This window comes from Ensifer sp. R-19 (assembly GCF_049905105.1).
In the GTDB taxonomy this organism is placed as follows: Bacteria; Pseudomonadota; Alphaproteobacteria; order Rhizobiales; family Rhizobiaceae; genus Ensifer.
Window position 1 is genome coordinate 2139013 of record NZ_CP184570.1, and the last position, 25491, is coordinate 2164503.

Below are 25491 nucleotides of genomic sequence, written 5' to 3' on the forward strand. Positions count from 1 at the left end.
CCTCAGCGCTCGTCGGCTGCGGGAATGCGCGCGCCGGTGTCGTCAAAGAGGGTGACGTGCCTGGCGTCAAAGGCGAGGTGCACGGAGGTTCCGACCTTGATTTCGTCATCGGTGAAAATGCGCGCCGTGACGCGGCCGTTGTCGCCGCGCTCGAGCGTAACGAGGCTTTCCGGCCCCATGTTCTCGTTGGCGAAGAGCTCGCCGGAAAGAATGTTGTGGTCGGTGGCGCCGGCGATGCGTAGGTGCTCCGGGCGCACGCCAAGCGTCATCTTGCCTGATCTCGCCGCCTTGGCGACGGCGTCGGTGAGTTCGATCGGCGCAACCTGAAGTCCGTCGGCGCGCAGATGCAGCGCGCCGTCGCCTACGGACGCCTCGACCGGAACCAGGTTCATCGGCGGGTTGCCGACGAAATTGGCGACGAAAGTGGTCGCCGGCCGGCGATAAATCTCGATCGGCGGGGCGAATTGCACGATCCGTCCCTTGTCCATGACGGCGATGCGGGTCGCGAGCGCCATCGCTTCCGCCTGGTCGTGGGTGACGTAAACGGCAGTCATGCCCATGTCGCGCTGCAGATGGTTGAGGAAGCCGCGGGCTTCGAGCCGGAGCTTCGCGTCGAGGTTCGAGAGCGGTTCGTCGAAGAGATAGACTTCGCTCGGATAGACCAGTGCGCGGGCGAGCGACGTGCGCTGCTGCTGGCCGCCGGAAATCTGGCTCGGCAACCGCTTCAGAAGGTCGCCGATCTTGAGCACGTCGGCCACATCCTTTGCCCGGGCATGACGCTTGGTTTCGGCCTCGCCGCGCACCTTCAGCGGATAGGCGATGTTGTCGGCGATGTTCATGTGCGGATAGAGCGCATAGTCCTGGAAGACCATGGAAATGCCGCGGTCCTTCGGATGCAGATAGGTGACGTCCCTGCCGCCGATCATCACCCGGCCGGAGCTTGGCGTTTCGAGACCCGCGATCATGCGCAAGCTCGTCGTCTTGCCGCAGCCCGACGGGCCGAGCAGGCAGATGAACTCGCCGTCGGCGATCTGGAAGCTGATGTCGGGCACGGCGACGAAGGCGCCGAAGGTCTTGGAGATGTTCTGGAATTCGACAGAGGCCATGACAGATTTCCGATTACGACTTGATGCCACCGAAGAACCGGAAACCGAATTTCCAATTCACGAAGAGATAGAGGGCGATGACGGGCAGCGAATAGATCAGCGAATAGGCAGCCAGCAGCGTGACGATTGGTGTGCCGGCCTCCGAATAGAAGGAGTAGATCGCGACGGATGCCGGCATCAGCTTGTCGCTGCGCAACAGGATGAAGGGGATGAGGAAGCTGCCCCAGATGTTGACGAAGGCCCAGACGACAACCACGACGATGCCCGGCCGGATGACCGGCAGCGCCACATCGAAGAACGCCTGCAGCGGCGAGGCGCCGGCGACCATGGCGCTCTCCTCATAGGAGCGCGGGATGGCGTCGATGAAATCGCGAAGAATGAACATCGCCGTCGGCAACAGCCCGCCGGCAAAGACGAGAATGACGGCAAGATGGGTATCGATCAGGCCTGCCGCCGAGATGATGAGGAAAATCGGCACCATCGCCGCCGAGCCTGAAACGACCGACGAGAAGAGCAGCAGGATATAGGTGACGGCGCCCTTGCCGGGGATCGGCGAGCGCGACAGTGCGTAGGCGGCAAGCGTTGCCGCCCCACCAACCAGAACCACGCCGCCCGCCGCCTGGATGAGGCTGTTCAGCAGCGCCTGCATCGCGAAGGTGTTCTGGAAGACGGTGGCGAAGTTCGAAAGCGTGAAGGGCGACGGTATGGCAAGGCCAAGTTCGGCACGGGCATTGAACGGCGCAAAGACGAACCAGACGAGCGGCAGCGCAAAGACCGTGCCGAGGAAGGTGGCAGCGGCCGCAAAGATCGCGCGCCGCACGAAGATGTTCTGAGTCTTCTGCATCATTCCGCCTCCACCGGCTTCTTGTGGGCAAGGCGAAGATAGACGAGCGCGAAGGCGAGATTGATCAGCATGATGACCACGCCGACGGCAGCGCCCTTGCCGAACTCGAAATCCTTGAACGCGATGCGGTAGGTGTAGATCGACAGGATCTCGGTGCGATAGGACGGCCCGCCATGGGTGAGCAGGAACGGCGTGAAGACGTTAAAGGTCCACATGGTGATGAGGATCAGATCGGTGACGACATGGCCGCGGATCAGCGGCAGCGCAATGTCGCGCAGCTTCTGCCACGAGGTGGCGCCTGCGACATCGGCTGCCTGGAAATAACTCGGCGGGATCGACTGGAAGGCCGAATTAAACAGCATCATCGAGAAGGCGGCGCCCCGCCAGGTGTTGAAGAACACGATCACCCAGAACGGTTGTTGCAGCAGCCAGTCGCCCGGCGGCAGACCGAGGCCGCGCAGGATCATGTTGAGCGTGCCGTTGTCGTAATCGAGGAACGCGAACCAGGCAAAGCCGATCACCACCTCCGGCAAGATCCAGGCGGCGATGACCGCGGTCTGCAGGAAGGATTTGAGCGTCGGCGTGACCGTCTGGCTGAGCCAGGCGAGCAGCAGCCCGAGCAGCGCCTGGCCGATCAGCGCCGAGAGCAGCACGAACTGGATCGTCAGGATCAGCGAAAACCCGAACTGGCCGCGGGTAAAGAAGGTCGCCGGATTGAAGAGCGCGAAATAGTTCTGCAGGCCGACGAAATCGGGGTCGACGGCCGTGCGGCCGAGCAGTGTGCGGTTGGTGAAGGAAACGAAGATCACCCAGAAGAAGGGAACGATGACGAAGACCCCGACGAGGGCCGTGGCCGGTGCCAGGAAAAGCGCGCCGGCGCGCGTCGAAAGCAGGGAGAATTTCTTCATGCGCGTTTCATGCCCATATCCTGGATCGGGAGCCCGGCCACGGATGGCAGCCGGGCGCTCTGTCGTTGGATCGAAGCGGGATGAGGGCCCCGTTGCGGCCACATCCCGCATTGGCTTTAGAGCGTGCTGACGGTGTTTTCTTCGCCGACGATGGCGATGACGGCCGCCTTGTACTGGGCCATCGCGTCCTCGGGCGAGAGCTCGCCGGAAACGACGCTTTCGGTCATGCGCTGGATCTCGGTCGAGACCTTGTTGTAATTGGCGTCGTTCGGACGGGCCGTGGTGATCGGCAGCAGCGTCGTTGCCGTTTCCGTCAGGAACGGCGAGTTCGGGATCGCCACGTCGTCGCGGATACGGATGGCCGGCTGGATTTCCTGGAACGCGTCGAGCTGCTCCTTGCTGTTCATGAAGGAAAGCAGCGCCCAGGATTCGACAGGCGCGTCCGTATGCGGATTGATGACGAAGCCGGTGCCGCCGGACATCGTGACGAAATCCTGGCCGCGTAAGCCCTTTCCGGGTGCTGCGGCGGGCATCTTCTTCCAGGTCATGGTGTTGTCGCGATCGGCGACGGCGAATTCGGCGCCGGGTGCTGTGACCGAGCGATAGAACCAGTCGCCCTCGACGAGCATCGCAGTCTTGCCATCGCGGAAATTGGCGAAGGTGCGGTTGCGGCCGTCGGCAAGCAGCTGCGCGCGCTGGTCGCCGAGCTTGTCGTCGACATAGATGGTCTTGTAGAGCTTCAGCGTGTCGAGGATGCCCTGGCTCGACACGATATATTTGCCGCTGTCGTCGGTGACCTGTTCGCCGGTGCCGAGCAGCGCCATCCAGTAGCCCTGCATGGTGGTCGCCTCGCCCATGGAGACACCGGCGTTGAGCTGCAACGGGAAGCTGTCGGGGGCGGCCGCCTTGATCTTGCGGGCGGCGTCGAGCAGCTCTTCCCACGACTTCGGCTGCCAGCTGTCGGCATCGAGGCCGGCCGATTTGAACAGGTCCTTGCGCACGAAGATCATGCGGGCGTCGGTGCCGAGCGCGATGCCATAGGGCTTGCCCTGGTAGCTCATCAGCGCCTTGGTGCCGTCGGAGATATGCCGCCAGCCCTCCCACTTCGGAACGTCTGGGCCGGCCACTTCCTCGAGCGACTTCAGGAGATTGCCCTGGACGAAGCTCGGGATCAGGAAACCGTCGAAGCCGGAGACATCAGGGCCGGCGCCGGTGGAGAAATCGAGCGCGAGCTGCTGCGTCAGCTGCTCGTCCTCGCCGCCGAACTGGGTGAGCTTGACGGTGACGTCCTTGCCTTCGGCCTTCATCTTCTCGGTAAAGGCCGGAATGACCTTCTTTTCGATCCACTCGGCCATGCCGCTGTTTACGCCGCCGATGATGCAGCGGCAGGTGATGTTGAGTTCGGTGGCGCTCACCGGCGCGGCAAAGGCGATGGCCGCGGCTGCGCTGAGCAATAGGGAATGAAACCTGGTACGCATGTTTTCTCCTCCCGGTCGATCCTCTCAAGGACCCATGTGTCTGGCTGCGACAGTCCGGTCCTCCTCCAGGTCCGCTGTCCCGACGACGATCAAGAATGAACACGCTTTCATCTTTGTCAACACGGACCAGGTGTTCTTTCTGCGATTGTTGGGAGAATTTCTATTCCACTTGACGAAATCGGCGAGTTGTCCTCTTTTGTGAGTGAACACGTTTTCATTTTGTGACGGATAGATGAACGATCGCGCCGAAAAGAAAGCTGCCCGAGCCACCGCAGACCAGGTGGCGCGCGCGGCCAATGTCTCCCGTGTCGCGGTGTCCCGGGCCTTCAACCCGAACGCCTCGCTGAAGCCGGAAAAACGTGACCGCATTCTCAAGGTGGCGCGCGAGTTAAACTACACGCCCGACATGGCGGCGCGTTCGCTGGTTACCGGACGTTCGCACCTCGTCGGCATGATCGTGCCGGATGTCTGCAGTCCCTGGGAGAGCCAGGAGATCGACGCGCTGACGACCGCGCTTCAGGCAGAAGGCTTCGCCACGCTGCTGTTCAAGGTGAAGGCCGATTTCAGCATGGATCCGCGGCTGCTCACCTATATGCGCGGCTTCAATCCGGACTCGGTGATCGCCTTTACCGAGAACATCCTGCCTGATGTGCTCTGTGGTTTTCTCGATCGCGCCGTGCCGATCTACGTCATCTACGACGACGTCGAGCAGTTCGCGGGCGCGGCTTCGGGCACGCTCTACGATCGGCTGCTTGTCCGACAGAAGAACGGCATCGAGCAGGCCGTTGCATTGCTTCAGGGTTACGGCGCGCGCCGCATCGCCTACCTCGGCGGCAAGGCGCAGTCACTCGCCAATGCCGAGCGCGAGCGCACTCTCAAGGAGACGCTCGCCGAACGCGGCATGGATGCGCCGATCGTGCTTGCGGGTGATTACACCTATGACACAGCCTATCAGGCGACGCTCGACCTCTTCCGGGTCGGCGATGGTGCGGACGCGATCTTTGCGGCCAATGACGTCGGCGCCTTCGGCGCGATCGACGCGCTGCGCCACGAGCTCGGGCTTTCGGTGCCTGAGGACGTCAAGGTCGTCGGTTTCGACGACATCCCGCAGGCGCACTGGAAGAGCTACAACCTCACCACCGTGCGCATCGACCTCGAAGAGCGCGTGCGTGCGCTCGTCCGCCTCATCCTGATGCGGCTTCGTGCGCCCGATGCCGAGCCGTTTACCGAGACACTCAACACCCGCCTGATCGTGCGGGGCACCGTCGGCTGAAGGTAGCGAACATGACCAAAAAACGCATCCACGTCGTCTTCAAGACCCATCTCGACATCGGCTTTACCGATCACGCCGAGAAGATCCGAAAGCAGTATCACGAGCGCTTCATTCCGCAGGCGATCGAAACCGGCGCACACTTCTACAATGAGAACCCGGACGAGCCGCTGTTCGTCTGGACGACGGGCGCCTGGCTGATCTGGGATCACCTGAATTCGCGTTCGCGCCAAGAGGTCGCGCGGCTGGAGCAGGCGATCGAGCGCGGCCTGATCCGCTGGCACGCGCTACCCTTCACCACCCATACGGAGCTGATGTCGCCTGACCTTTTCCGCGCTGGGCTTTCCTATGCGCAGGAACTCGACCGCCGCTTCGGGCTGAAGACGATCGCCGCCAAGATGACCGACGTGCCCGGCCATACGCTCGGCATGGTGCCGCTGTTGGCCGAAGCCGGCATCCGCTTCTTGCACATCGGCGTGAACTCGGCCTCGCCGCCGCCGGAAATCCCTGACGTTTACCGCTGGCGGGCGCCTGATGGCGCGGAAATCGTCGTCATGTACCAGCGCTCCTATGGCGAGACCTATTTCCCGGAGAGGATTTCCGACGGACTGAGCTTCGCCCATACGAGCGACAATATCGGACCGCAGAGCGTGTCGCAGACGGCCGAAGCCTATCGCGAGATCCTGAAGCACGAGCCCGGCGCCAGCGTGCGCGCCGCGACGCTTGAGGACTACGGCGCATTGATGTGGGAGGCGCGCGAGCGCTTCCCGGTCGTGGAAAAGGAACTCGGCGATAGCTGGATCCACGGCAGCGGCACCGATCCGGAAAAGATCTCCCGCTATCTCGCACTGCAGCGGCTCTACGGTCGCTTCGCTGAGGAGCGGATGACGGCGAGCCGTCAGGCCTTCGGGCGCAAGCTGGCGCTGGTTGCCGAACACACCTGCGGCGTCGATATCAAATCTTTCCTGCGCGACGAAAAGGCCTGGGCACGCCCGGCTTTCGAGGCGGCGCGAAAGACGGATCCTCGTTTCCACTATACGGAGGCATCCTGGGCGGAGCAGCGCGCCTATCTCGACCAGGCCGTTGCGGAGCTGGATGCGGAGGATGCCGCGCGCGCCGAAGCGGCGCTTGCCGAGCTTGCCGTTTCGCCGCGGCCCGAACCCGGCAGTGCTGCAGCAAGACTTGAAGTTGGCGGCTGGGTCATCGACCTCGATCCGGTAACGGGCGACGTTGCCGCGCTGACAGCGCCAGACGGTCGAACGATTCGCGGCGCCAACGGCTCGCTGATCGCCTATCGCTACGAAAGTTATGATGCCGGCGATGTGCGCCGTCACATGGATACCTACCTGACGCATTGGATGGACTGGGCGGTGCTCGATCATGACAAGCCTGGGCTTGCCCAGGTCGCGGAGGCCCGTTCGCAAACCTATTCACCTAAGCTTCGGGGCACGACGGCGACGTCGATCGTCTCGGCAATGCCGGCCGAGGCGGTCGAGCAATGCGGCGCACCGGCTGAGATCGCCATTGAATTCTCCGGCGGGAAGGACGGCCTCGATATCCGGCTGACACTCTACGGCAAGAATGCCAACCGTATGCCGGAAGCGAGCTTCCTGTCGTTCACGCCCGAGGGCCGTTCCGCATGGAGCGTGCGCAAAATGGGCCTGTGGCACGCGACCGACAATTTCGCCCGCGCCGGCGGTGCCCAACTTCAGGCGGTCACGGCTGTCCGCGGGCGAACGGAAGAGCGCGCAGAACTTTTGGTCGAGAACCTCGACACGCCGCTCGCCGCACCTCAGGCGTGGCCGTTCATGGCCTTTTGCAAGGACCTGCCCGACTATTCCGGCGGGGTCCGGTTCAACATCCACAACAACAAATGGGGCACCAACTTTCCGATGTGGTGGGGCGGTGATTTCACCACACGCTTCAAGCTCAGCCTCGGTGGCCGGTAACAGACGAGGCATGGACTATTACGTGCGGGTGTCGGTATCGGTTGATTGGAAAACCGGTCCCCTGAGAGCGGTTTGCATGGTGCCGCTCTCATAGGGGGACGTCGACGCGGCGGACATGCTGCCGGCGTGGCGGGGCAGATACCAGACATCGACAGGCAGCCTGCGACCGGGTAGCGAGACGTCGTTCTGCGCCACCCAGTTGGCGGGTGGAACCGGAGCCCTGAGGCGCGCCATCAGCGCGGCCGACACCACCAGTGGCGCGTCGAGTGCTTTGGACAGGCTTTCCAAGCGCTGGGCGACATTGACTGCATCGCCGATGACAGTGAATTCGCTGTGGCAACCGCTGTCCAGAACGCCGCCGACGACCTTGCCGTAGTGCAGGCCGATGCCGGCATCGAGGGCGGGGTGGCCGTTTAGCGCATTGTGGTTCTTCCAGTCGTTTAGCGCGTCGACGAGATCGAGGGCGCAGGCCATCGCCCGATCCGCGTCGTCGTCCATCGGCCTCGGCTGGCCGAAGACGGCCATCACACCGTCGCCAATGAATTTGTCCACCGTGCCGCCATGCTCGAAGATCGTCTGGGAGACGAGCTGACGGTATTCCGCCAGGACGAAGGCGAGTTCAGGAGCAGGGGCTGTCTCGGAAAACAGGGTGAAGTCGCGCAGGTCGACGAACATGATCGCAGCGTCTCGGCGTTCGAGGCCAAGCGCATCGCCTTTTTCCTGCAGCGCCGAGACCACCAGCGGCGAGAAAAACCGGGAGAGGTTCTGGCGTCGTTGATCCGCTTTCAGCGCTTCCTTGCGGGTCCGGTCGTGATCGCGCGCGAGAAGATAGATGGCAAAGGCCGTGAAACCGAAGCTGACGGTCAGGCCGAGATCCTGGTTGAAGAACGATCCGAGCAGGGAAAGCGTGCCGGCGGCCTGATGCCTCGCGGCGGTCGTTGCGAGCATCGCCACCCAGGCAACGAGCACGATGCTTGAAAAGATGAGAACGAGCCGACGTTCGAGCTTCAGGCCGACATGGACGAGCAGGATAAAGGCGACGACCAGGCCCGTGGTCGTCAGATTGTGGTTTTCCGTCACCGGCCCGGCAAGAATATGCGCGTAGAGGAGCAGCGCGACCAACACGGCGTCGAGGACCACGAAAAAGGTCTTCAGCCACGAACGGCCAGGCAGGTAGCGGGCCGTCGCCACGGAGGCGATGCTGATCGCGAGATAGCTGACGACGACGATCGCGTGCATCCATTCTGCGCCCTCGTTGCCGCCGAGCAGGAGGTTTGCGAGCAGGATGGCGAAAGCGACGAAGCGAAGCAGGATCGAACGCATTTCGCGGGCGAAGTCCCAATGGGGATGCAATGAAGACGTCATGCCTGTCGGCCCCGAGATTTGAAACACCCTGCCCCCCGCGCAAGCTCGACCGTTGCTGTCGTTGCCAGCCTTTGCTGACAGTCGATTCACGTCGATTCCGTGACGCGATCGCTCGGTCCGATGCCGTTGGCCTGTCCGTTTCTAGAGCTTCCAACGGTGGCAAGGTCAAGCATGGACGGGGACGATTGCGCGTGAGCTTCGGCCTTCCCGTCGTCGGCCGTTCCTCTTTGCCCCCGGCGCCTACGTAGAATGACGTATGTGCAGTGCAGTGTGGCTGTCCGATGATCCCCTCAAGCAACGGCTAAAAAGCACCGAAAGCCCAGTTGCTCCAGAACGAGAGGGGTTCCATCAGATGAATATCAAGGCAAGCGTCACCGGCGCATTCCTAGCTGCCGTCCTGTCGACGACGGCGTTCAACGGCGCCTTCGCCGCCGATGACACGATCAAGGTCGGCATCCTGCATTCGCTCTCCGGCACCATGGCGATCTCCGAGACGACGTTGAAAGATGCCATGCTGATGCTGATCGACGAGCAGAACAAGAAGGGCGGCCTGCTCGGCAAAAAACTAGAAGCCGTCGTCGTCGACCCGGCGTCCGACTGGCCGCTCTTTGCCGAAAAGGCGCGCGAGCTGGTCTCGGTCGACAAGGTTTCGGCGGTCTTTGGCTGCTGGACCTCGGTGTCGCGCAAGTCGGTCCTGCCGGTGTTTGAGGAGCTCAATTCGATCCTCTTCTATCCGGTCCAGTACGAGGGCGAGGAAAGCCAGCGCAACGTCTTCTATACCGGTGCCGCTCCGAACCAGCAGGCGATCCCGGCCGTCGACTACCTGATGGCGAACGAAAGCGTCGAGCGCTGGGTGCTCGCCGGCACCGACTATGTCTATCCGCGCACGACCAACAAGATCCTCGAGGCCTATCTCATCTCCAAGGGCGTGAAGCCCGAGGATATCATGATCAACTACACGCCCTTCGGTCACTCCGACTGGCAGACGATCGTTTCCGACATCAAGAAGTTCGGTTCGGCCGGCAAGAAGACCGCCGTCGTCTCAACCATCAACGGCGATGCCAACGTACCCTTCTACAAGGAACTGGCGAACCAGGGCGTCAAGGCCGAGGATATCCCGGTCGTCGCCTTCTCGGTTGGCGAAGAGGAACTCGCCGGCCTCGATACCACTCCGCTCGTGGGGCATCTCGCCGCCTGGAACTATTTCCAGTCGGTCGACACGCCCGCCAATGCCGAGTTCATCAAAACCTGGAAGGCCTATACCAAGAACGACAAGCGCGTGACCAACGACCCGATGGAAGCGCATTATATCGGCTTCAACATGTGGCTGAAGGCAGTGGAGAAGGCAGGCACCACCGATACCGACGCCGTTCTCGACGCGATGATCGGCGTCTCCGTGCCGAACCTCTCGGGCGGCTATTCGACGATGATGCCGAACCACCACATTACCAAGCCAGTGCTGATCGGCGAGATCCAAGGCGACGGCCAGTTCGAGACCGTCTGGGAAACCCCCGGGCTCGTCGTCGGCGACGAATGGTCCGACTATCTGCCCGACTCGAAGGACCTGATCTCCGATTGGCGCGCGCCGATGTCGTGCGGCAACTTCAACGTCGCCACCGGCAAATGCGGCGGCAAAGGCTCCTGATTTCATCACCGAGTCATAGACCGGGCGGGCAGTCCGCCCGGCCAATCCTTGCATGACGAAATCCGGGGGCAAGCATCCCTCCGTCCGATGATGCGGCCGGGCGGAGGGATCTTAACGTGAAATCCTCGACCGAAACGCCCGTCGCCCACGCGACACGGCAAGACCCGAGCGAGAGGGTAATGTACCGAATTCTGCAGATCCTGTTTGTTGCGCTGTGCCTGTTGATATCGACCCACGTGGTCGGTCTGCGTGCGGCGGACGACCTTGGCGCGCTGGTCGACCAGCTCGGCGCCGCGAAACTTTCGGAAATGGACGAGCGGATCTCGGCGCTCGCCAAGACCGGTGACGCCAAGGTCATTCCCGTTTTGGAGGCACTGGGCGAGGGAGAGCTCTATCAGCGCAAATCCGATGGCAAGGTCTTCCTCGTCAAGGCGCAAGGCGCGGACCTGCTGCTCGTCGATCCCGTGACGGGAACGGAAGCTGGGCAAGCGCCAAAGGCGGCGATGCAGAAGGTCAAGGTGAACAATGCGGTGCGCCGCGCCGTGCGCAGTGCGCTCGGTGGCCTGACCCTTTTCAGCGATGACGCCGGCGCCCGACTGAAGGCGGCGCAGTCGATGCTGCAGATGCCGAATGCCGATGCGCTCGAGGCGATCGAGACGGCCATTGCGGCCGAAAAGGATGCAACTGTCCGCAAGGTTCTCGACGAGGCACGTGCGGTTTCGCTGCTCGTCTCGGATCGCGGCGACGATGAAAAGCACCAGGCGATAACACTCCTTGCCGAGGGCAATGGGCGCAACGGGCTTGCCGTTCTGACATCCGCGCTGGCCACTGCCGATGCTTCCCTCAAACCCGATATCGAGGCGGCGATCGCCCGCATCGAACAGACCCAGGCGCTTTGGAGCGCCGGCCAGAATGTCTGGTACGGCCTTTCGCTCGGCTCCGTTCTGCTGCTGGCGGCGATCGGGCTCGCGATCACCTTCGGCGTCATGGGCATCATCAACATGGCCCATGGCGAGATGGTCATGCTCGGCGCCTACACGACCTTCATGGTGCAGGAGGTCGTGCGCAATTCCTATCCCGCGCTTTTTGACTGGTCGCTGGCGATCGCCTTGCCGCTTGCCTTTCTCGTCACCGGCGCCGTTGGTCTTGCAATCGAACGCGGCGTCATTCGTTTCCTCTATGGCCGCCCGCTGGAAACCCTGCTTGCCACCTGGGGCTTGTCGCTGATCCTGCAGCAGGCGGTGCGCTCGATCTTCGGGCCGACCAACCGTGAGGTCGGCAACCCCTCCTGGATGTCCGGCGCCTTCGAGCTTGGCGGGCTGACGATCACCTGGAACCGGCTGTGGATCATCGTCTTTGCGCTGGCCGTCTTTGCCGCTCTGCTGTTCCTGTTGAAACGGACATCGATGGGCCTGCGGATGCGGGCGGTGACCCAGAACCGCCGCATGGCTTCCTCCATGGGCATCCGCACGCCCTGGGTCGATGCGCTGACCTTCGCACTCGGTTCGGGCATCGCCGGCATGGCAGGCGTGGCGCTGTCGCAGATCGACAATGTCTCGCCCAATCTCGGCCAGGGTTACATCATCGACAGCTTCATGGTCGTCGTCTTCGGCGGCGTCGGCAATCTCTGGGGCACGCTCGTCGGCGCCATCTCGCTCGGCATCCTCAACAAGTTCCTCGAACCCTATGCCGGCGCCGTGCTCGGCAAGATCCTCGTTCTGGTGCTGATCATCCTGTTCATCCAGAAGAAACCGCGCGGGCTCTTCGCGCTCAAGGGAAGGGCGGTCGAAGCATGATCACCTCGTTTCTGATGAAATCGCTGGATCGCAGCATCTTCGTCATCGTGGCGATCCTCCTCGGTCTTGCCATCGCCGTACCCGCGCTCAACCTTCTGACCGCGCCCGACCATCCGCTGCACGTGCCGACCTATCTGGTCTCGCTGTTCGGCAAGTATCTCACCTATGCGCTGCTGGCGCTGGCGCTCGATCTTGTCTGGGGCTTCTGCGGCATTCTTTCGCTTGGGCACGCCGCTTTTTTCGCGCTCGGGGGCTATGCCATGGGCATGTATCTCATGCGCCAGATTGGCGCGCGCGGCTCCTACGGCAATCCGCTGCTGCCGGATTTCATGGTGTTCCTCAACTGGAAGGAACTGCCCTGGTTCTGGTACGGCTTCGACATGTTCTGGTTCGCCGCGCTGATGGTGGTGCTGGTTCCGGGGCTGCTCGCCTTCGTCTTCGGCTGGTTCGCCTTCCGCTCGCGCGTCAACGGCGTCTATCTGTCGATCATCACCCAGGCGATGACCTATGCGCTGCTGCTCGCCTTCTTCCGTAACGACATGGGCTTCGGCGGCAACAACGGGTTGACTGATTTCAAGGATATCCTCGGCTTCAGCATCCAGGCGGACGGCACGCGCGCCACACTGTTCGCGGTCTCGGCGCTGATACTGGCGCTCTGCCTCATCCTCACCTCGGCGATCGTTCGCTCCAAATACGGCAAGGTGCTCGTCGCCGTGCGCGACGCGGAAAGCCGCACCCGCTTCCTCGGATACCGGGTGGAGCACATCAAGCTCTTCGCCTTCACCGTCTCGGCGATGATGGCGGGCATCGCCGGCGCGCTCTACGTGCCGCAGGTCGGCATTATCAATCCCGGCGAATTCGAACCCGGCAATTCGATCGAGGTGGTGATCTGGACGGCGGTCGGCGGGCGCGGCACGCTGATCGGCCCGATCGTAGGCGCCATCCTCGTTAACGGCGGCAAGAGCATCTTCACCGCTGCGTTTCCTGAATTCTGGCTCTTCGCCCTCGGCGGTCTTTTCGTGCTCGTCACCCTGTTCCTGCCGAAGGGCGTCGTCGGAACGGCCAGCGCCTATTTCGCCCGCCGGCGTGCTGAGCGTAGGGCGCAGACGGGCGAAACGCCGGACAATCTTGCTGTTGAACCCATTGCGGCGGAGTAGGCGACATGAACCAGACGATCGGCCAGACCAAACCGACCAGCCTTCTCTATCTCGATGGCGTCTCCGTCTCCTTCGACGGCTTCAAGGCACTGAACGCGCTCTCCTTCGTCATCGAACCGGGGGAACTGCGGGCGATCATCGGCCCGAATGGGGCCGGCAAGACGACGATGATGGACATCATCACCGGCAAGACGCGGCCCGACGAGGGGCAGGTTTTCTTCAAGGGCGGGATCGACCTGACGAAGAAGGACGAGGCTGAGATCGCCTCGCTCGGCATCGGCCGAAAGTTCCAGAAGCCGACGGTCTTCGAAAGCCATACGGTGTGGGACAATATTGAACTCGCCTTGAACCGAAGACGAGGCGTCTTCGCGACGCTGTTCTATCGGCTGACGGTCGAGGACAAAGCCCGGATCGAGGAAATCCTCGCGACCGTCCGGCTTTCTGCGCGTCGCGACGATCTCGCCGCCAACCTCTCGCATGGCCAGAAGCAGTGGCTGGAAATCGGCATGTTGCTTGCGCAGGAGCCGGAACTGCTTCTGGTCGACGAGCCCGTCGCCGGGATGACGGATGCGGAAACCGCCGAGACCGCGGTTCTGCTTAAGGAGATCGCAAAGACCCGATCCGTCGTCGTCGTCGAGCACGACATGGGCTTCATCCGCGAATTGGGGGTCAAGGTTACCTGCCTTGCCGAAGGTGCAGTGCTGGCGGAAGGCTCGATCGACTTCGTCAGCAGCGACCCGAAGGTGATCGAGAACTATCTCGGCCGGTAATGCCCCATCCAGCAAACGTCATAGGAGGGCGCGCCATGCTGAGCGTCGAAAACGTCAATCTTCACTACGGTGCCGCGCAGGCGCTGCGCAACGTGTCGATCACCGCCGAGATGGGCAGGATCACTTGCGTGCTCGGCCGCAACGGCGTCGGCAAGTCGAGCCTGCTCCGGGCCGTTACCGGTCAGCATCCGGTTAGCGCCGGCGCGATCGGCTTCAACGGCGTAGCACTCGCGGGTATGGCGCCCTACCGCCGTGCCAAGGAAGGCATCGGCTACGTGCCGCAGGGCCGTGAGATTTTTCCGCTGCTGACGGTCAAGGAGAATCTCGAAACCGGCTACGCCCCGTTGAAGCGGGGCGATCGCTCGATACCGGAGGACGTCTTCAATCTCTTTCCGGTTCTTCGTTCGATGCTCGGGCGTCGCGGAGGCGACCTCTCCGGCGGGCAGCAGCAGCAACTGGCGATCGGCCGGGCACTGGTGACACGGCCGAAGATCCTGGTGCTCGACGAGCCGACCGAGGGCATTCAGCCTTCAATCATCAAGGATATCGGCCGGGCGATCCGCTACCTCCGGGATTCGACCGGAATGGCGATCCTGCTGGTCGAGCAATATCTGGATTTCTGCCGGGAACTCGCCGATCACGTCTACATCATGGACCGCGGCGCCGTGGTGCACGAGGGGCCGCCAGAGACGTTGGATACGGCCGAGGCCCGACGACATCTTACGGTTTGATCACCCGCTACCGGCATCTCTGGTGTCAGGTGTCCTGCAAGGGGCGCCATCGTTCGCGTGCGCAGGTGCTGGCGCCGCGGACCGAACCTCAATCCACCGAAGGCTCATTTATGAGAAATCGCGGTCTCTGCCATGAAAGCGCCAAGAAAGCGCACTAAATCTATGCAGTAACTTACGTAATTTCTTGAGAATGGTACGGTTTGGGTGTAGGACATCCTAAGCGAAAGAGTGCGGCCGTCACAACCCGTTGCCTCCGGCAAATGCCTGAGGAGCGGAATTGTGGCGGCCTTCTTGTTCACGAAAGCGAAGTGACATGTTGACCAAAAAAGGAAAATACGGGCTCAAGGCCCTTGTCGACCTGGCTCAACTGGAGCCAGGAGAGACCGCCTTCATCACCGAGATCGCCACGCGGAACAATATTCCGAAGAAGTTCCTGGATGCGATCCTTCTCGAACTGCGCAATGCCGGCATCCTGCGCTCGAAGAAGGGTCCGGGCGGCGGCTATTCTCTGTCTCGACCAGCCTCCGACATCCGCATCGGCCAGGTCATCCGGACGCTGGATGGCCCCTTGGCGCCGATCCGCTGTGCCAGCCGCACCGCCTTCGAGGCCTGCGACGACTGCGCAGATCCGGTCAACTGTCATGTGCGCAAGTCGATGAGCAATGTTCGCGACGCGATCGCCTCGATCCTCGACAACATGACGCTGGAGCAGTTCGCCGCCAATGACAACGCCTCCGAGATCGTGGCGTTGCGCGATGCCGAGGCGGGCTGAGGTGGCGCGGAAGCGGTAGGACATTTCCAACGGCCGAGCCGCCGTGGAACTGGATTGCTGTTATTATCTATATAATATGTGCATTATTTCGCCTCAAACATGGAGAGGCGGATGAGCAACGTACATTTCCTCAAAGAGCCGGTGGCGGCCGACAACAGCGCACATGATCAAAAACGGCGGGAGCTGTTTGCCCGCGCCGAGACGCTGTCTAGGGATCTTGCCCGCCGTGGCGCCGAACTCGACCGTGTCGGCGCGCCGCCGCGGGAAGAGATAGAGGCTCTACGCCAGGCCGGGTTGCTGACGGCACTGCATTCGCCCGAGATTGGCGGAGCGGGGCTGACCTGGGTCGACGGGCTTCGGCTGGTGCGCATCATCGCGCGCGGCGAAAGCTCGATCGGCCAATTGCTTGGCTATCACTACGTCAACAGCCAATATGTCTACTGGGCCGCTGCCGATCCGAAGCAGGCCTGGGTGCTTGGGGCGGAGACCGTCGAGCGGCAGCTCTATTGGGGTGCCGCGGTCAACCCGCGTGATCCCGGCCTCACGCTGGAACGGCGTGGTGGCCACTATGTGCTGAACGGCCGCAAGACATTTTCGACCGGCGCGCATGTCTCCGACCGCATTAACGTCAACGCTGCGATCGAGGGTAAAATTGCCAATTTCGTCGTGCCGACCGATCGGCCGGGTTACATCACCAACGACGACTGGGACAATATCGGCCAGCGCCTCTCGGACAGCGGCAGCGTCGAGTTCCGCGATTTCCCGGTCTACGAACGTGATTTCATCCTGCCGCTTGCCGATCCCTCCGATCCGCCAGCGGTGCAGGCGACGTTCAACACGCCGTTGATCCAGCTCGTCTTCGTCAATTTCTACCTCGGCACGGCGGAAGGTGCGCTGGCATCGGCCCTCGACTACGTCCGCAGTACGACGCGTCCCTGGGTGACATCGGGTGTCGAACGCGCCGGCGATGATCCCTATATCCTCGAACGGATCGGCGAACTCCAGGCAAGCCTGAAGGCGTCGGTCGCCTTGGCCGATATGGCGGCGGCAACCGTCGAGGCGGCACTGTCGCAGGGGAGGTCGGTGACGGCTGAGGCGCGCGGCGAGGCGGCGATCGAGGCCTATGGGGCCAAGGTGCACTCGACCCATGTCTCGCTCGACGTGACGACGAAGGTCTTCGAACTGATGGGCGCACGCGCCACGGCAGGGCACTATCGCTTCGATCGTTACTGGCGCAATGTCCGCACTCACACGCTGCACGATCCGGTCGCCTACAAGGCGCGCGAAGTTGGCGATTTCGCATTGAACGGCCGGATCCCGCCGGTAAGCCTTTACAGCTGAGCCCCGCTGGCGCGATTGCCTCTACCTGAAAGAAAAAAAAACGCCGCCTGGACCAAGTCCCGGCGGCGTTTTCTTGGATGCTCGCGCCCTAGGCGGAAGCTGCGATCGCTTGCCGCTGTCCGACGAGGTCGCGGTAGCCGGCCCCCGGATGCGGCGCTGCAAGCCTCGGCCCTGCGCCGAAGAGTTTTTCCCTGAGCGTGCCTTCCCGATAGCCGGTCTTGTAGACGCCGCGTTTCTGCAGTTCCGGCACCAGCAGGTCGACGGCGTCTTCGAAAGTCTCGGGCGTTACCGCATAGGCCAGATTGAAGCCGTCGACATCGGTCTCCTCGACCCATTCCTGCATGAGGTCGGCAACGGTCGAGGGCGAGCCGACGAAAACCGGTCCGAAGCCGCCGATGCCCACCCAGTCGGCCATCTCTCGCACCGTCCACACGCGATCCGGATCGATGGTCGTGAAGGTCTCGACGGCCGATTGCACAGCATTGGTGTAGCGGTGGCGCAGCGGTTCGTCCGGGGCGAACTGGCCGAAATCGATGCCCGTCCAGCCGGAGATCAGCGCCAAAGCACCTTCATAGGAGACGTGCTTGCGGTACTCGTCGAACTTCTTCTTCGCCTCGGCATCGGTTTCGCCGAGGATCACCGTCTGCAGATTGAAGGCAAGGATTTCGCGCGGGTTGCGACCGGCGCGCTCTGCCGCCTCCCGGACATTGGCGACATAGCGTTTCAATACGGTCTTTGAGGGCGCGGCGACGAAGATGCACTCGGCGTGAGCCCCGGCGAAGTCCTTGCCTCTGCTCGAAGAGCCAGCCTGGTAGAGCACTGGCGTACGCTGCGGCGAAGGCTCGCTCAAGTGGATGCCGGGGACGGTGAAGTGGCGGCCGCGGTGATTGATCGGGTGCACCTTGTCGGGATGGGTGAAGATGCCGGTTGCTCGGTCGCGCACGACGGCACCCTCCTCCCAGCTGCCTTCCCAGAGCTTGTAGCAGACCTCAAGATATTCCTCTGCGAGATCATACCGGTCGTCATGGCGCGTCTGCTGCGCCTGGCCGACATTAAGCGCGCCGCTGTTCAGGTAGGAGGTGACGATGTTCCAGCCGATGCGCCCTTTGGTCAGATGATCGAGTGTCGAGATGCGGCGGGCGAAGGTGTAGGGATGCTCGAAGGAAAGCGACGCCGTCAGGCCGAAACCCAGATGTTCGGTTTCATAGGCCATCGTCGGCACCAGTTGTAAGGGGTCGTTGACCGGAACCTGGGCCGAATGGCGAAGAGCCGCGTCTGCCTTGCCGTTCAGCACGTCGTAAACGCCGAGCACATCGGCGATGAAGAGGCCGTCGAACTTGCCGCGCTCGAGCGTTTTTGCCAGATGCACCCAATAGTCGAGATCTTTGTAGCGCCAGGACTGGTCGCGCGGATGGGTCCAGAGCCCCGGCGACTGATGGCCGACGCAATTCATGTCAAAGGCATTCAGCCGGATTTCGCGACTCATGGAGTTCTCCTTCGGGCAAGGTTGGGCGTTGCCCGAAGCGTTGGTCACGCCTCGAGCCGCTTGTGCGCGGTCAATGGGATCAAAGTGCGCCGTTCTTCGGCGGCTTGACGCCGTTCAGGTGGTAGTTGCCGACGACGTGATGCTTCCAGCGCACCGGGTCGTGCAGCGTATGGGTGCGGGCGTTGCGCCAATGCCGGTCGAGGTTGAGGCCGATCTTCGTCGAGGCGGTTCCGGCGAGTTCGAAGAGCGTGTTGCTCGCTTCCAAGGCGATCTCGGTCGTCAGGACCTTCGCCGCAGCAACGGCAAGCGTTGCCTCGACGACGCTCTCTTCGGTGCCGTTGATCTGGGCGACATCGACCTTTTTGCCCGCCCGTTCGACGGTGGCGGTTGCCGCTTCCAGGCGGATGGCGAGCTGGCCGATGCGGGCGATGGTCAGGGGATCATCGGCAGCGCGCTCGACGCCGCTGTCCATCCAGGGCCGCGCATGATCACGTACGAAATTGAGGGTTTCGGCAAAGGCCGCCCGGGCGATGCCGAGGTCGATGCCGGCATGAATGATCTGGCCGACGGAGCCGATCGTCGTCGGGCGCTCGAAGCCGCGGTGATGGCGCACCACCGCATCCGCGGTGACATAGACATTTTGCAGCACGGTCGTGCCGCTGCCGGTCGTGCGTTGGCCGAAGCCGTCCCAGTCGTCGATGATCTGCAATCCTTCGGCGCCGCGCGGCAAAAACGACATGGTCAGCTTGTCGTTTGGATCCAGAGCGAAGACCACGATCCATTCGGCAAACAGCACGCCGGTCGAATAATACTTGCGCCCGTTCAGCCGGAAACCGGGACCATCAGGCGTCAACCGCGTCGCATAGTCGCCGACGGTCTTCGTGCCGCGCTCGGAAAGGGCGTTGCCGAAACGGTCGCCGGCAAGCGCACGGCCGAAGAAGAACGCCTTCTGCTCTTCGGTGCCATCGGTGCGCAGCGCTTCCAGAATGTAGAAGTGGTTCTGCGGGATCTGGCCGATCGAGCTGTCTGCTTCCGAGAGGATGGCGGTGATCTCCGCCAGAACCGCATTGGAGACGTCGATGCCGTCATATTCGGGCGGCACGGTGATCGCGAGCAGGCCGGATTGGGCCAGCGCATCGAGTTCGTCGAAGGGCAGGATGCGATCCGTATCCCGCTCATTGTCGCTCTTCGCAAATTCCGCCGCCAATTCGCGGGCGATCGACAGCGCTTCCTCCTCGCTCTCGATCCGGTGCGCCGGGGCTCGTGTTTTCTCGGAAAGCCGCGAGATCGTTCCCATGTGACTGCTCCCTATCGATTGAGGTGCATATCAGTGAATTATCTGGCAGAGCCGGGTAAGATAGTATATTCTATAGAAATTATCGATTTTAGATTTTCGTTTCTGCCGCAATGGCGACCCGGTGTTTACCTTTGGGGCGGGATCGTTAATATCGAGTCGGGGGGCCGCGAGGGGAAACCTTGGTCGCGGCGCGCGACGTGTATGCGTGCCGATTTCCCGCCAAAATTGACTGCGGCTCAGGGAACTATCACCCGATTTGCGCATTGCGTCATCGCCTGCAGTTTAACCAGTCGCGTGGCCACAGAGTATCGGCCACCCGGCACGAACACAAACACATGCTGACAGAATTGGCCATTCGCGTTTCCCGGCCTTAACCACTGAAGGAGACACAAATGACGAATTTCCTGCCTGCTCTACATGAAGGGCACGCCTCCATCACGCTGCAGAACCTGTTTCGCGATGCTCTGGAGGCCTATGACGACTGGGGCGCAAACATGCCCGAGCCGTTCGTTGCGTTCGAAGGTAAGCTGCTTCCGATCAGCGAAGTCTTCGACTGGATGAAACCTTGTACCGACATCATGCCGGCGAACCTCCTCGGCATCGTCACGGACCGGCTGAACAAGCCTTGGAGCGGTGAAGGTCCGCTCGACGCTATGACCGTCTCGACGGCGGCACGCGTGATGGCTGTTCTCACGCGGCGACAGCTGCGCAGCTTCGGTCGAGGCTCGATCGAGGTTTTTGCCGAGCGTTTCAACCATCCGGTGCAGGCCAACGCCTGATCGGTGAATCCCTGAGGAGCGCGTTCGCGCGCTCCTCATCAATGGCGAGCCGCTCGGCGATCGATTTCGCTACGCTCGGTGTCGCACCCCTTTCTTGCCGGATTGCCTTCCCGTAAACACGGGAGCTAGCGGATGTTCGAACGAACCGGGGGCGACGTGAATTTTCGACAATTGGAAGTGCTGCGCACGCTTCTTGCGACCGGATCGACGATTGCTGCCGCCAAGACCATGGGCCTCAGCCAGTCCGGTGTCAGCCGGTTGTTGCAGCAGCTCGAGGAAGACCTGTCGCTGACGCTCTTTGCTCGCGACAAGGGCCGGCTGATCCCGACGCCGGAGGCGATGAAACTCGCCGAGGATGCCGAGCACATTCTGTTGGGCATCGACCGCTTCACCAATCTGGCGCAGGATCTGCGCAGCGGCGCCGTCGGCCCCGAGGTCGTGCGCATCGGTCTGCCGAACAGCATGTCCGAGACTTTCGCGCCGGCGATGCTCGCCGACTATGCCAAGGATTTTCCGGGCGTGCGCATCGAGACTTTCTTCGATACGACCGTCGCGATCGCGCGGCTGGTGGAGCAGCGCATCATCGACTTCGGCTTTCTGCGCTATGAGGGGCAACTGAGCGCCGGCATCGAAATGCAGCCGGTCGCCACCGGCGTCAGCGTCTGCGTGATGGAAAAGGGGCATCCGCTCTCTGCGCTCGATACCATCACGCCCAAGGAATTGCGCGGGGTGCCTCTGATCCTCATCGGCCGGCGCCGGCCGACGCGCGTCATGCTCGACGAGATCTTCCGCAAGGCGGGCGTGCCGCAGAAGGTCAAGATCGAGACCCACAGCAACAGCTCGGCCTGCGCCTATGCCGCCTATGGCCTCGGGGTCGCGATCATCAGCAGCTTCTTTGCCAGTTTGCATCGGCATCTGCCGATCGAGATCCGCCGATTCTCGCCGCATCTCACCCAGGATTTCGGAGTCGCAACGGCGGCCGGCGTTCCGCTGTCGCTTGCGGCCCAGGCCATGATCGATTGCCTGAAGCGTCAGATCGCCGCCGTCCACGACCTGTAGACGGTGGGTCGCCTCGGCCCAGGGCAGCTACTGCATGTCTCCTTAAATCGGCTTCGATTTAAGGACAAAGACATGCAGAGAATCAAAGTGCTACAGCGACCTTTGCGCGTCTGATAAGACGCGCGGCGCTGTAGTAATGCCTTGTTTTATATTCAGTATCCTGTTCGTCGAGCGATCCATCGATGCTCGCCCGGCGTGTCATGTCCTTGTCATAGATGTATGACGATTACTCATAATATTGCGCGATTTTTTCCAATCGATCATACTTCCATCAACAAGAGCCGACGGGCGGGAGAATCGCGGTAACGCGTGCGGCCTGCCTCAGTACGGGGAACCCATGATCAAGTTCATTCTCAATCGCCTCGTGATGGCGATACCGACGATCGTTATCGTCTCGGTGGCCGTCTTCACGCTCATCCGCCTCATTCCCGGCGATCCGGCAGCGCTGATGCTCGGCGACATGGCCGAGCCGCGGCAGATTGCCGCGATGCGCACGGAGCTCGGTCTTGACCGCAGCATCCCCGAGCAATTCGTCATCTGGGCCGGCAATATCCTCTCCGGCGATTTCGGCACGTCGATCGTCACCGGCGAGCCGGTGCTGCATCTGGTGCTCAGCCGCTTCATGGTGAGCGCCGAGATCGTCGTGATCGCCGTGTTTCTCGCAAGCCTCATTGCGGTACCGGCTGGCGTCATCGCCGCCTGGCGGCAGAACAGCCTGACGGATCTTGCTTTGGTCGGTACGGCGACCGTGCTTCTGTCGATCCCGACCTTCTGGCTCGGCCTGCTGCTGCTGCTCGCCTTCGGCCTCAAGCTCGGCTGGCTGCCGGTACTGGGTTACGTGCCGATTTCGGAGAACTGGAAGGCGGGCCTTCTCTATCTGGTGCTGCCGGTCATGACCCTCGTCATCCACGAGATGGGCGTGATCATTCGCATGGCGCGTGCCTCCACCCTCGAAGTGCTGAGACTCGATTACATCACCCACGCCCGCGCCAAGGGGCTGTCGGAAAGCGCTGTCCTCTGGCGCCACGCCTTCAAGAATGCCTTCGGACCCACCTGGACGATGATCGGCCTTATCCTCGGCAACCTGCTCGGCGGCATCGCGGTCATCGAAACGGTTTTTACCATCCCCGGCCTCGGCCGATTGATGGTCGATGCCATCTTCCAGCGCGATTATCCGGTGATCCAGGGCTGCCTGCTGCTCGTCGCCTTCTCCTATGTCGTCGTCAACCTCGTGGTCGACCTTCTCTATCCTCTCTTCGATCCGCGGGTGGTGGCAGAATGAGAAAGTTCACTTTCAATGGCTTCATCGGCGGCGGCCTGATCGGATTGTTCGTCATCATCGCGCTCATCGGTCTCATTTGGACGCCCTATGATCCGATGGCGCTCGGCTTCACCTCGCGCCTCGCTGCACCCGGTGCGGCGCACTGGCTCGGCACCGACGAGTTCGGCCGCGATGTCGCCAGCCGGCTGATGGTCGGCGCCCGCGCCAGCGTCTGGATCGGCTTCCTGACCGTCACCTTCGCCGTCGTCTGCGGTACCTTCATCGGCATCGTCAGCGGCTATGCCCGCGGCTGGGTCGATGGCGTCATCATGGCGATCAACAACGCGCTGCTGGCCTTCCCCGGCATCCTGCTCGCCCTCGGCCTGCTCGCCGTCTTCGGCGCCAACCAGTACGGCATCATCTTCGCACTCGGCATCGCCTATACGCCGTCGATGGCGCGTGTGGTGCGCGGCGCAGTCCTTTCATTGCGTGAGCGCGAGTTCATCGAAGCCTCGCGCGTCATGGGCAATGGCGAGATCTATACGATGCTGCGCCATATCCTGCCGAATTGCGTTGCGCCGATCACGGTGCTTGCGACTTCGATGTTCGGCTGGGCGATCCTGTCGGAAAGCGCTCTCTCCTTCCTCGGCCTCGGCGTGCCGCCACCGGCGCCGACCTGGGGCAACATGCTCGCCGCCGGCCGCCCCTTCATCGAACAGGCCGTCTGGCTCGGTTTCTTCCCCGGTCTCTGCATCGCGCTCACTCTGCTCGGCATCAACCTGCTTGGCGATGCGCTGCGCGACCGGCTCGACCCCCGCATGCGAGGCCTGAAATGACCGGAAAATCTCTTCTCAGCGCACCCCTTCTCAGCGTCCGGGGCCTCTCGCTTGCCGTCGCCCATTCCGGCAACCAGGTGGTGAAGGATGTGAGCTTCGACGTCGCGCCGGGCGAAATCGTCGGCATCGTCGGCGAAAGCGGCTCCGGAAAGACGCTCGCCACACGAGCGATCATCGGCCTCATCCCGCCGGCCGTCCGCCATGGCGGTGGCACGATCCTCTACCGGGGCCGCGACGTGCTCGGCATGAAGGATCGCGATCTACGCGCGCTTCGTGGCGGCGAGGTCGGCGTCGTCTTTCAGGAACCAATGACATCGCTCAACCCGTCGATGACCATCGGCCGGCAGCTCGAAGAGGGGCTGATCCTGCACACCAAGATGTCTGTGGAGGAGCGCCGCGCCGCTATCCTCTCCATGCTGAACCGGGTCGGAATCCGCGAGCCTGAGCGGGCGCTGACCGCCTATCCGCACGAGTTCTCGGGCGGCATGCGCCAGCGCATCATGCTCGCCTCGGTGATGCTGCTGAAGCCGGCCTTGCTGATCGCCGACGAGCCGACCACGGCGCTCGACGCCGTCGTCCAGCGCGACGTCATGGAGCTGATGGTCGACCTCACCCAGGCCGAAGGCACGGCGGTGCTTCTGATCAGCCATGACCTGCCGATGGTCGCCCGCTACACGAACCGTTTCGTCGTCATGGAAAAGGGCGTCGTCGTCGAGCAGGGGCTGACCGACGAGATCCTGCAGGCACCACAGCATCCCTATACCCGCAAGCTGCTTTCCTCGCTGCCGTTCCGAAGCGCGCCGCGCAAGCTCGACCTGACGCGCACGCCGATGGTCTCGGCGCGCAACATCGTGGTCGAATACCCCGGTCGCAAGGGGCTTTTCCGCAGGCATGAGCCGAAGCGGGCGCTGCACGGCGTGAGCGTCGATATCCATGTCGGCGAGGTTGTCGCACTGGTCGGCGGCTCGGGCTCCGGCAAGACGACGCTCGGCCGCACCATTGCCGATCTGGTACGGCAGACGGAAGGGGAGATCCTGTTCCAGGGCCGCGAGCGCAGTGCCGACCGGCGCGACTATCGGCTGAACTGCCAGATGGTGTTTCAGGATCCGTATTCCTCGCTCGATCCGCGCATGACCATCCAGGCGCTGGTCGAAGAGGCCCTGCGGCTGGTGCCGGATCTCGACACGCCGGCCAAGCGCCTCCGTGCGCTTGAAACGCTGGAAGAGGTCGGGCTCAGCGCCGATTTCGCCAACCGCTACCCGCACGAGCTCTCGGGCGGCCAGCGCCAACGCGTGGCGATCGCCCGCGCCATTGCCCGCCGCCCGAAGTTCTTGATCGCCGACGAGCCGGTCTCGGCCCTCGACGTCACGGTCCGGGCGCAGGTGCTGGAGCTCTTTTCCAGCCTGCAGAAGCGCTACGGTTTCTCCTGCCTGTTCATCAGCCACGACCTCGGCGTCGTCGAGCAGGTCGCCGACCGCGTCATCGTCATGCAGGACGGGCGCATCATCGAAGAAGGCGACCGTGACCGGATCTTCGACGCGCCGCAAGAGGCCTATACCCGCAAGCTCCTGTCCGCGATCCCGGCGCTCGATCTCAACCAGACCGGTGGCGTCACCCTCAAATGGCGGCTGGAGGCCTGAG

The 25491-nt window shown here is 62.6% G+C and carries 21 protein-coding genes; 14 read left to right on the forward strand and 7 right to left on the reverse strand.

The window, feature by feature from the left end; all coding sequences use genetic code 11:
- Positions 1-2: 2 nt before the first annotated feature.
- The 4 genes from ACN9MO_RS29085 to ACN9MO_RS29100 all read right to left on the reverse strand — a co-directional run bounded on the left by ACN9MO_RS29085 (position 3) and on the right by ACN9MO_RS29100 (position 4336).
- Positions 3-1106, reverse strand: coding sequence for an ABC transporter ATP-binding protein (locus tag ACN9MO_RS29085; RefSeq protein WP_057251756.1), 1104 nt, complete (start codon positions 1104-1106; stop codon positions 3-5).
- Positions 1107-1119: 13 nt separating this feature from the next.
- On the reverse strand, positions 1120-1950 hold the full coding sequence (locus ACN9MO_RS29090) for a carbohydrate ABC transporter permease (RefSeq protein ID WP_057252095.1): 831 nt from the start codon (positions 1948-1950) through the stop codon (positions 1120-1122).
- Positions 1950-2858 carry a carbohydrate ABC transporter permease gene (locus ACN9MO_RS29095; RefSeq protein WP_057251755.1) on the reverse strand — a complete coding sequence of 303 codons (909 nt, stop codon included), beginning with the start codon at positions 2856-2858 and terminating at the stop codon, positions 1950-1952. The genes ACN9MO_RS29090 and ACN9MO_RS29095 overlap by 1 nt, the downstream gene beginning before the upstream one ends.
- Before the next feature lie 116 nt (positions 2859-2974).
- Positions 2975-4336 carry an extracellular solute-binding protein gene (locus ACN9MO_RS29100; protein WP_057251754.1) on the reverse strand — a complete coding sequence of 454 codons (1362 nt, stop codon included), beginning with the start codon at positions 4334-4336 and terminating at the stop codon, positions 2975-2977.
- 232 nt (positions 4337-4568) lie between these two features.
- Between ACN9MO_RS29100 and ACN9MO_RS29105 the strand changes: the two genes are divergently transcribed.
- Together ACN9MO_RS29105 and ACN9MO_RS29110 are read left to right on the forward strand one after the other, a co-directional pair.
- Positions 4569-5609 carry a LacI family DNA-binding transcriptional regulator gene (locus ACN9MO_RS29105; protein WP_057251753.1) on the forward strand — a complete coding sequence of 347 codons (1041 nt, stop codon included), beginning with the start codon at positions 4569-4571 and terminating at the stop codon, positions 5607-5609.
- 11 nt (positions 5610-5620) lie between these two features.
- Positions 5621-7555: a DUF5054 domain-containing protein gene (locus ACN9MO_RS29110; protein WP_425987280.1), complete on the forward strand. Its 1935-nt coding sequence runs from the start codon at positions 5621-5623 to the stop codon at positions 7553-7555.
- 18 nt (positions 7556-7573) lie between these two features.
- On the opposite strand, the gene ACN9MO_RS29115 is transcribed toward ACN9MO_RS29110, so the two are convergent.
- A complete protein-coding gene (locus tag ACN9MO_RS29115; RefSeq protein WP_425987282.1) occupies positions 7574-8920 on the reverse strand; it encodes an adenylate/guanylate cyclase domain-containing protein in 1347 nt (448 codons plus the stop codon).
- A gap of 352 nt (positions 8921-9272) precedes the next feature.
- Here ACN9MO_RS29115 and urtA point away from each other — a divergent pair, with 352 nt between their 5' ends.
- The 7 genes from urtA (at position 9273) to ACN9MO_RS29150 (ending at position 17132) form a co-directional block, all read left to right on the forward strand.
- The gene (gene urtA / locus ACN9MO_RS29120) at positions 9273-10565 is read left to right on the forward strand and encodes an urea ABC transporter substrate-binding protein (RefSeq protein WP_057251750.1); all 1293 of its coding nucleotides are present in this window, start codon (positions 9273-9275) and stop codon (positions 10563-10565) included.
- 179 nt (positions 10566-10744) lie between these two features.
- On the forward strand, positions 10745-12361 hold the full coding sequence (gene urtB, locus ACN9MO_RS29125; RefSeq protein ID WP_425987285.1) for an urea ABC transporter permease subunit UrtB: 1617 nt from the start codon (positions 10745-10747) through the stop codon (positions 12359-12361).
- Positions 12358-13518: an urea ABC transporter permease subunit UrtC gene (gene urtC / locus ACN9MO_RS29130; protein WP_425987287.1), complete on the forward strand. Its 1161-nt coding sequence runs from the start codon at positions 12358-12360 to the stop codon at positions 13516-13518. The genes urtB and urtC overlap by 4 nt, the downstream gene beginning before the upstream one ends.
- Positions 13519-13523: 5 nt before the next feature.
- Complete coding sequence (gene urtD, locus ACN9MO_RS29135; RefSeq protein ID WP_425987289.1) at positions 13524-14288, forward strand: urea ABC transporter ATP-binding protein UrtD; 765 nt, start codon at positions 13524-13526, stop codon at positions 14286-14288.
- Between the two features lie 35 nt (positions 14289-14323).
- Positions 14324-15019, forward strand: a complete 696-nt coding sequence (gene urtE, locus ACN9MO_RS29140) for an urea ABC transporter ATP-binding subunit UrtE (protein WP_057251746.1) — start codon at positions 14324-14326, stop codon at positions 15017-15019.
- Positions 15020-15332: 313 nt separating this feature from the next.
- A complete protein-coding gene (locus ACN9MO_RS29145; protein WP_029742909.1) occupies positions 15333-15791 on the forward strand; it encodes an RrF2 family transcriptional regulator in 459 nt (152 codons plus the stop codon).
- 111 nt (positions 15792-15902) lie between these two features.
- Complete coding sequence (locus tag ACN9MO_RS29150; RefSeq protein WP_112996824.1) at positions 15903-17132, forward strand: acyl-CoA dehydrogenase family protein; 1230 nt, start codon at positions 15903-15905, stop codon at positions 17130-17132.
- Between the two features lie 88 nt (positions 17133-17220).
- On the opposite strand, the gene ACN9MO_RS29155 is transcribed toward ACN9MO_RS29150, so the two are convergent.
- Positions 17221-18618, reverse strand: a complete 1398-nt coding sequence (locus ACN9MO_RS29155; protein WP_112996825.1) for an LLM class flavin-dependent oxidoreductase — start codon at positions 18616-18618, stop codon at positions 17221-17223.
- 79 nt (positions 18619-18697) lie between these two features.
- On the reverse strand, positions 18698-19915 hold the full coding sequence (locus ACN9MO_RS29160; RefSeq protein WP_112996826.1) for an SfnB family sulfur acquisition oxidoreductase: 1218 nt from the start codon (positions 19913-19915) through the stop codon (positions 18698-18700).
- A 392-nt stretch (positions 19916-20307) separates the two neighbouring features.
- On the opposite strand from ACN9MO_RS29160, the gene ACN9MO_RS29165 reads away from it, so the two are divergent.
- The 5 genes from ACN9MO_RS29165 (at position 20308) to ACN9MO_RS29185 (ending at position 25490) form a co-directional block, all read left to right on the forward strand.
- A complete protein-coding gene (locus ACN9MO_RS29165; protein WP_057251743.1) occupies positions 20308-20694 on the forward strand; it encodes a hypothetical protein in 387 nt (128 codons plus the stop codon).
- 156 nt (positions 20695-20850) lie between these two features.
- The gene (locus ACN9MO_RS29170; protein WP_058329854.1) at positions 20851-21753 is read left to right on the forward strand and encodes a LysR family transcriptional regulator; all 903 of its coding nucleotides are present in this window, start codon (positions 20851-20853) and stop codon (positions 21751-21753) included.
- Between the two features lie 337 nt (positions 21754-22090).
- Complete coding sequence (locus ACN9MO_RS29175; protein ID WP_058329828.1) at positions 22091-23035, forward strand: ABC transporter permease; 945 nt, start codon at positions 22091-22093, stop codon at positions 23033-23035.
- Positions 23032-23850, forward strand: a complete 819-nt coding sequence (locus ACN9MO_RS29180; protein WP_112996828.1) for an ABC transporter permease — start codon at positions 23032-23034, stop codon at positions 23848-23850. The genes ACN9MO_RS29175 and ACN9MO_RS29180 overlap by 4 nt, the downstream gene beginning before the upstream one ends.
- Complete coding sequence (locus tag ACN9MO_RS29185) at positions 23847-25490, forward strand: ABC transporter ATP-binding protein (protein ID WP_112996829.1); 1644 nt, start codon at positions 23847-23849, stop codon at positions 25488-25490. Before ACN9MO_RS29180 ends, ACN9MO_RS29185 begins: the two co-directional genes overlap by 4 nt.
- The last annotated feature ends 1 nt before the right edge of the window (position 25491 follow it).

Bases quoted from the DNA above. Each gene is read 5' to 3' on its own strand.
- ACN9MO_RS29165 (WP_057251743.1), top strand. From the start codon at position 20,308: ATGACGAATTTCCTGCCTGCTCTACATGAAGGGCACGCCTCCATCACG.
- urtE (WP_057251746.1), top strand. From the start codon at position 14,324: ATGCTGAGCGTCGAAAACGTCAATCTTCACTACGGTGCCGCGCAGGCG.
- ACN9MO_RS29180 (WP_112996828.1), top strand. From the start codon at position 23,032: ATGAGAAAGTTCACTTTCAATGGCTTCATCGGCGGCGGCCTGATCGGA.
- ACN9MO_RS29185 (WP_112996829.1), top strand. From the start codon at position 23,847: ATGACCGGAAAATCTCTTCTCAGCGCACCCCTTCTCAGCGTCCGGGGC.
- ACN9MO_RS29105 (WP_057251753.1), top strand. From the start codon at position 4,569: ATGAACGATCGCGCCGAAAAGAAAGCTGCCCGAGCCACCGCAGACCAG.
- ACN9MO_RS29090 (WP_057252095.1), bottom strand. From the start codon at position 1,950: ATGCAGAAGACTCAGAACATCTTCGTGCGGCGCGCGATCTTTGCGGCC.
- urtA (WP_057251750.1), top strand. From the start codon at position 9,273: ATGAATATCAAGGCAAGCGTCACCGGCGCATTCCTAGCTGCCGTCCTG.
- ACN9MO_RS29100 (WP_057251754.1), bottom strand. From the start codon at position 4,336: ATGCGTACCAGGTTTCATTCCCTATTGCTCAGCGCAGCCGCGGCCATC.
- urtB (WP_425987285.1), top strand. From the start codon at position 10,745: ATGTACCGAATTCTGCAGATCCTGTTTGTTGCGCTGTGCCTGTTGATA.
- ACN9MO_RS29175 (WP_058329828.1), top strand. From the start codon at position 22,091: ATGATCAAGTTCATTCTCAATCGCCTCGTGATGGCGATACCGACGATC.
- ACN9MO_RS29145 (WP_029742909.1), top strand. From the start codon at position 15,333: ATGTTGACCAAAAAAGGAAAATACGGGCTCAAGGCCCTTGTCGACCTG.
- ACN9MO_RS29150 (WP_112996824.1), top strand. From the start codon at position 15,903: ATGAGCAACGTACATTTCCTCAAAGAGCCGGTGGCGGCCGACAACAGC.
- ACN9MO_RS29115 (WP_425987282.1), bottom strand. From the start codon at position 8,920: ATGACGTCTTCATTGCATCCCCATTGGGACTTCGCCCGCGAAATGCGT.
- ACN9MO_RS29110 (WP_425987280.1), top strand. From the start codon at position 5,621: ATGACCAAAAAACGCATCCACGTCGTCTTCAAGACCCATCTCGACATC.
- ACN9MO_RS29095 (WP_057251755.1), bottom strand. From the start codon at position 2,858: ATGAAGAAATTCTCCCTGCTTTCGACGCGCGCCGGCGCGCTTTTCCTG.
- ACN9MO_RS29155 (WP_112996825.1), bottom strand. From the start codon at position 18,618: ATGAGTCGCGAAATCCGGCTGAATGCCTTTGACATGAATTGCGTCGGC.
- urtC (WP_425987287.1), top strand. From the start codon at position 12,358: ATGATCACCTCGTTTCTGATGAAATCGCTGGATCGCAGCATCTTCGTC.
- ACN9MO_RS29160 (WP_112996826.1), bottom strand. From the start codon at position 19,915: ATGGGAACGATCTCGCGGCTTTCCGAGAAAACACGAGCCCCGGCGCAC.
- urtD (WP_425987289.1), top strand. From the start codon at position 13,524: ATGAACCAGACGATCGGCCAGACCAAACCGACCAGCCTTCTCTATCTC.
- ACN9MO_RS29085 (WP_057251756.1), bottom strand. From the start codon at position 1,106: ATGGCCTCTGTCGAATTCCAGAACATCTCCAAGACCTTCGGCGCCTTC.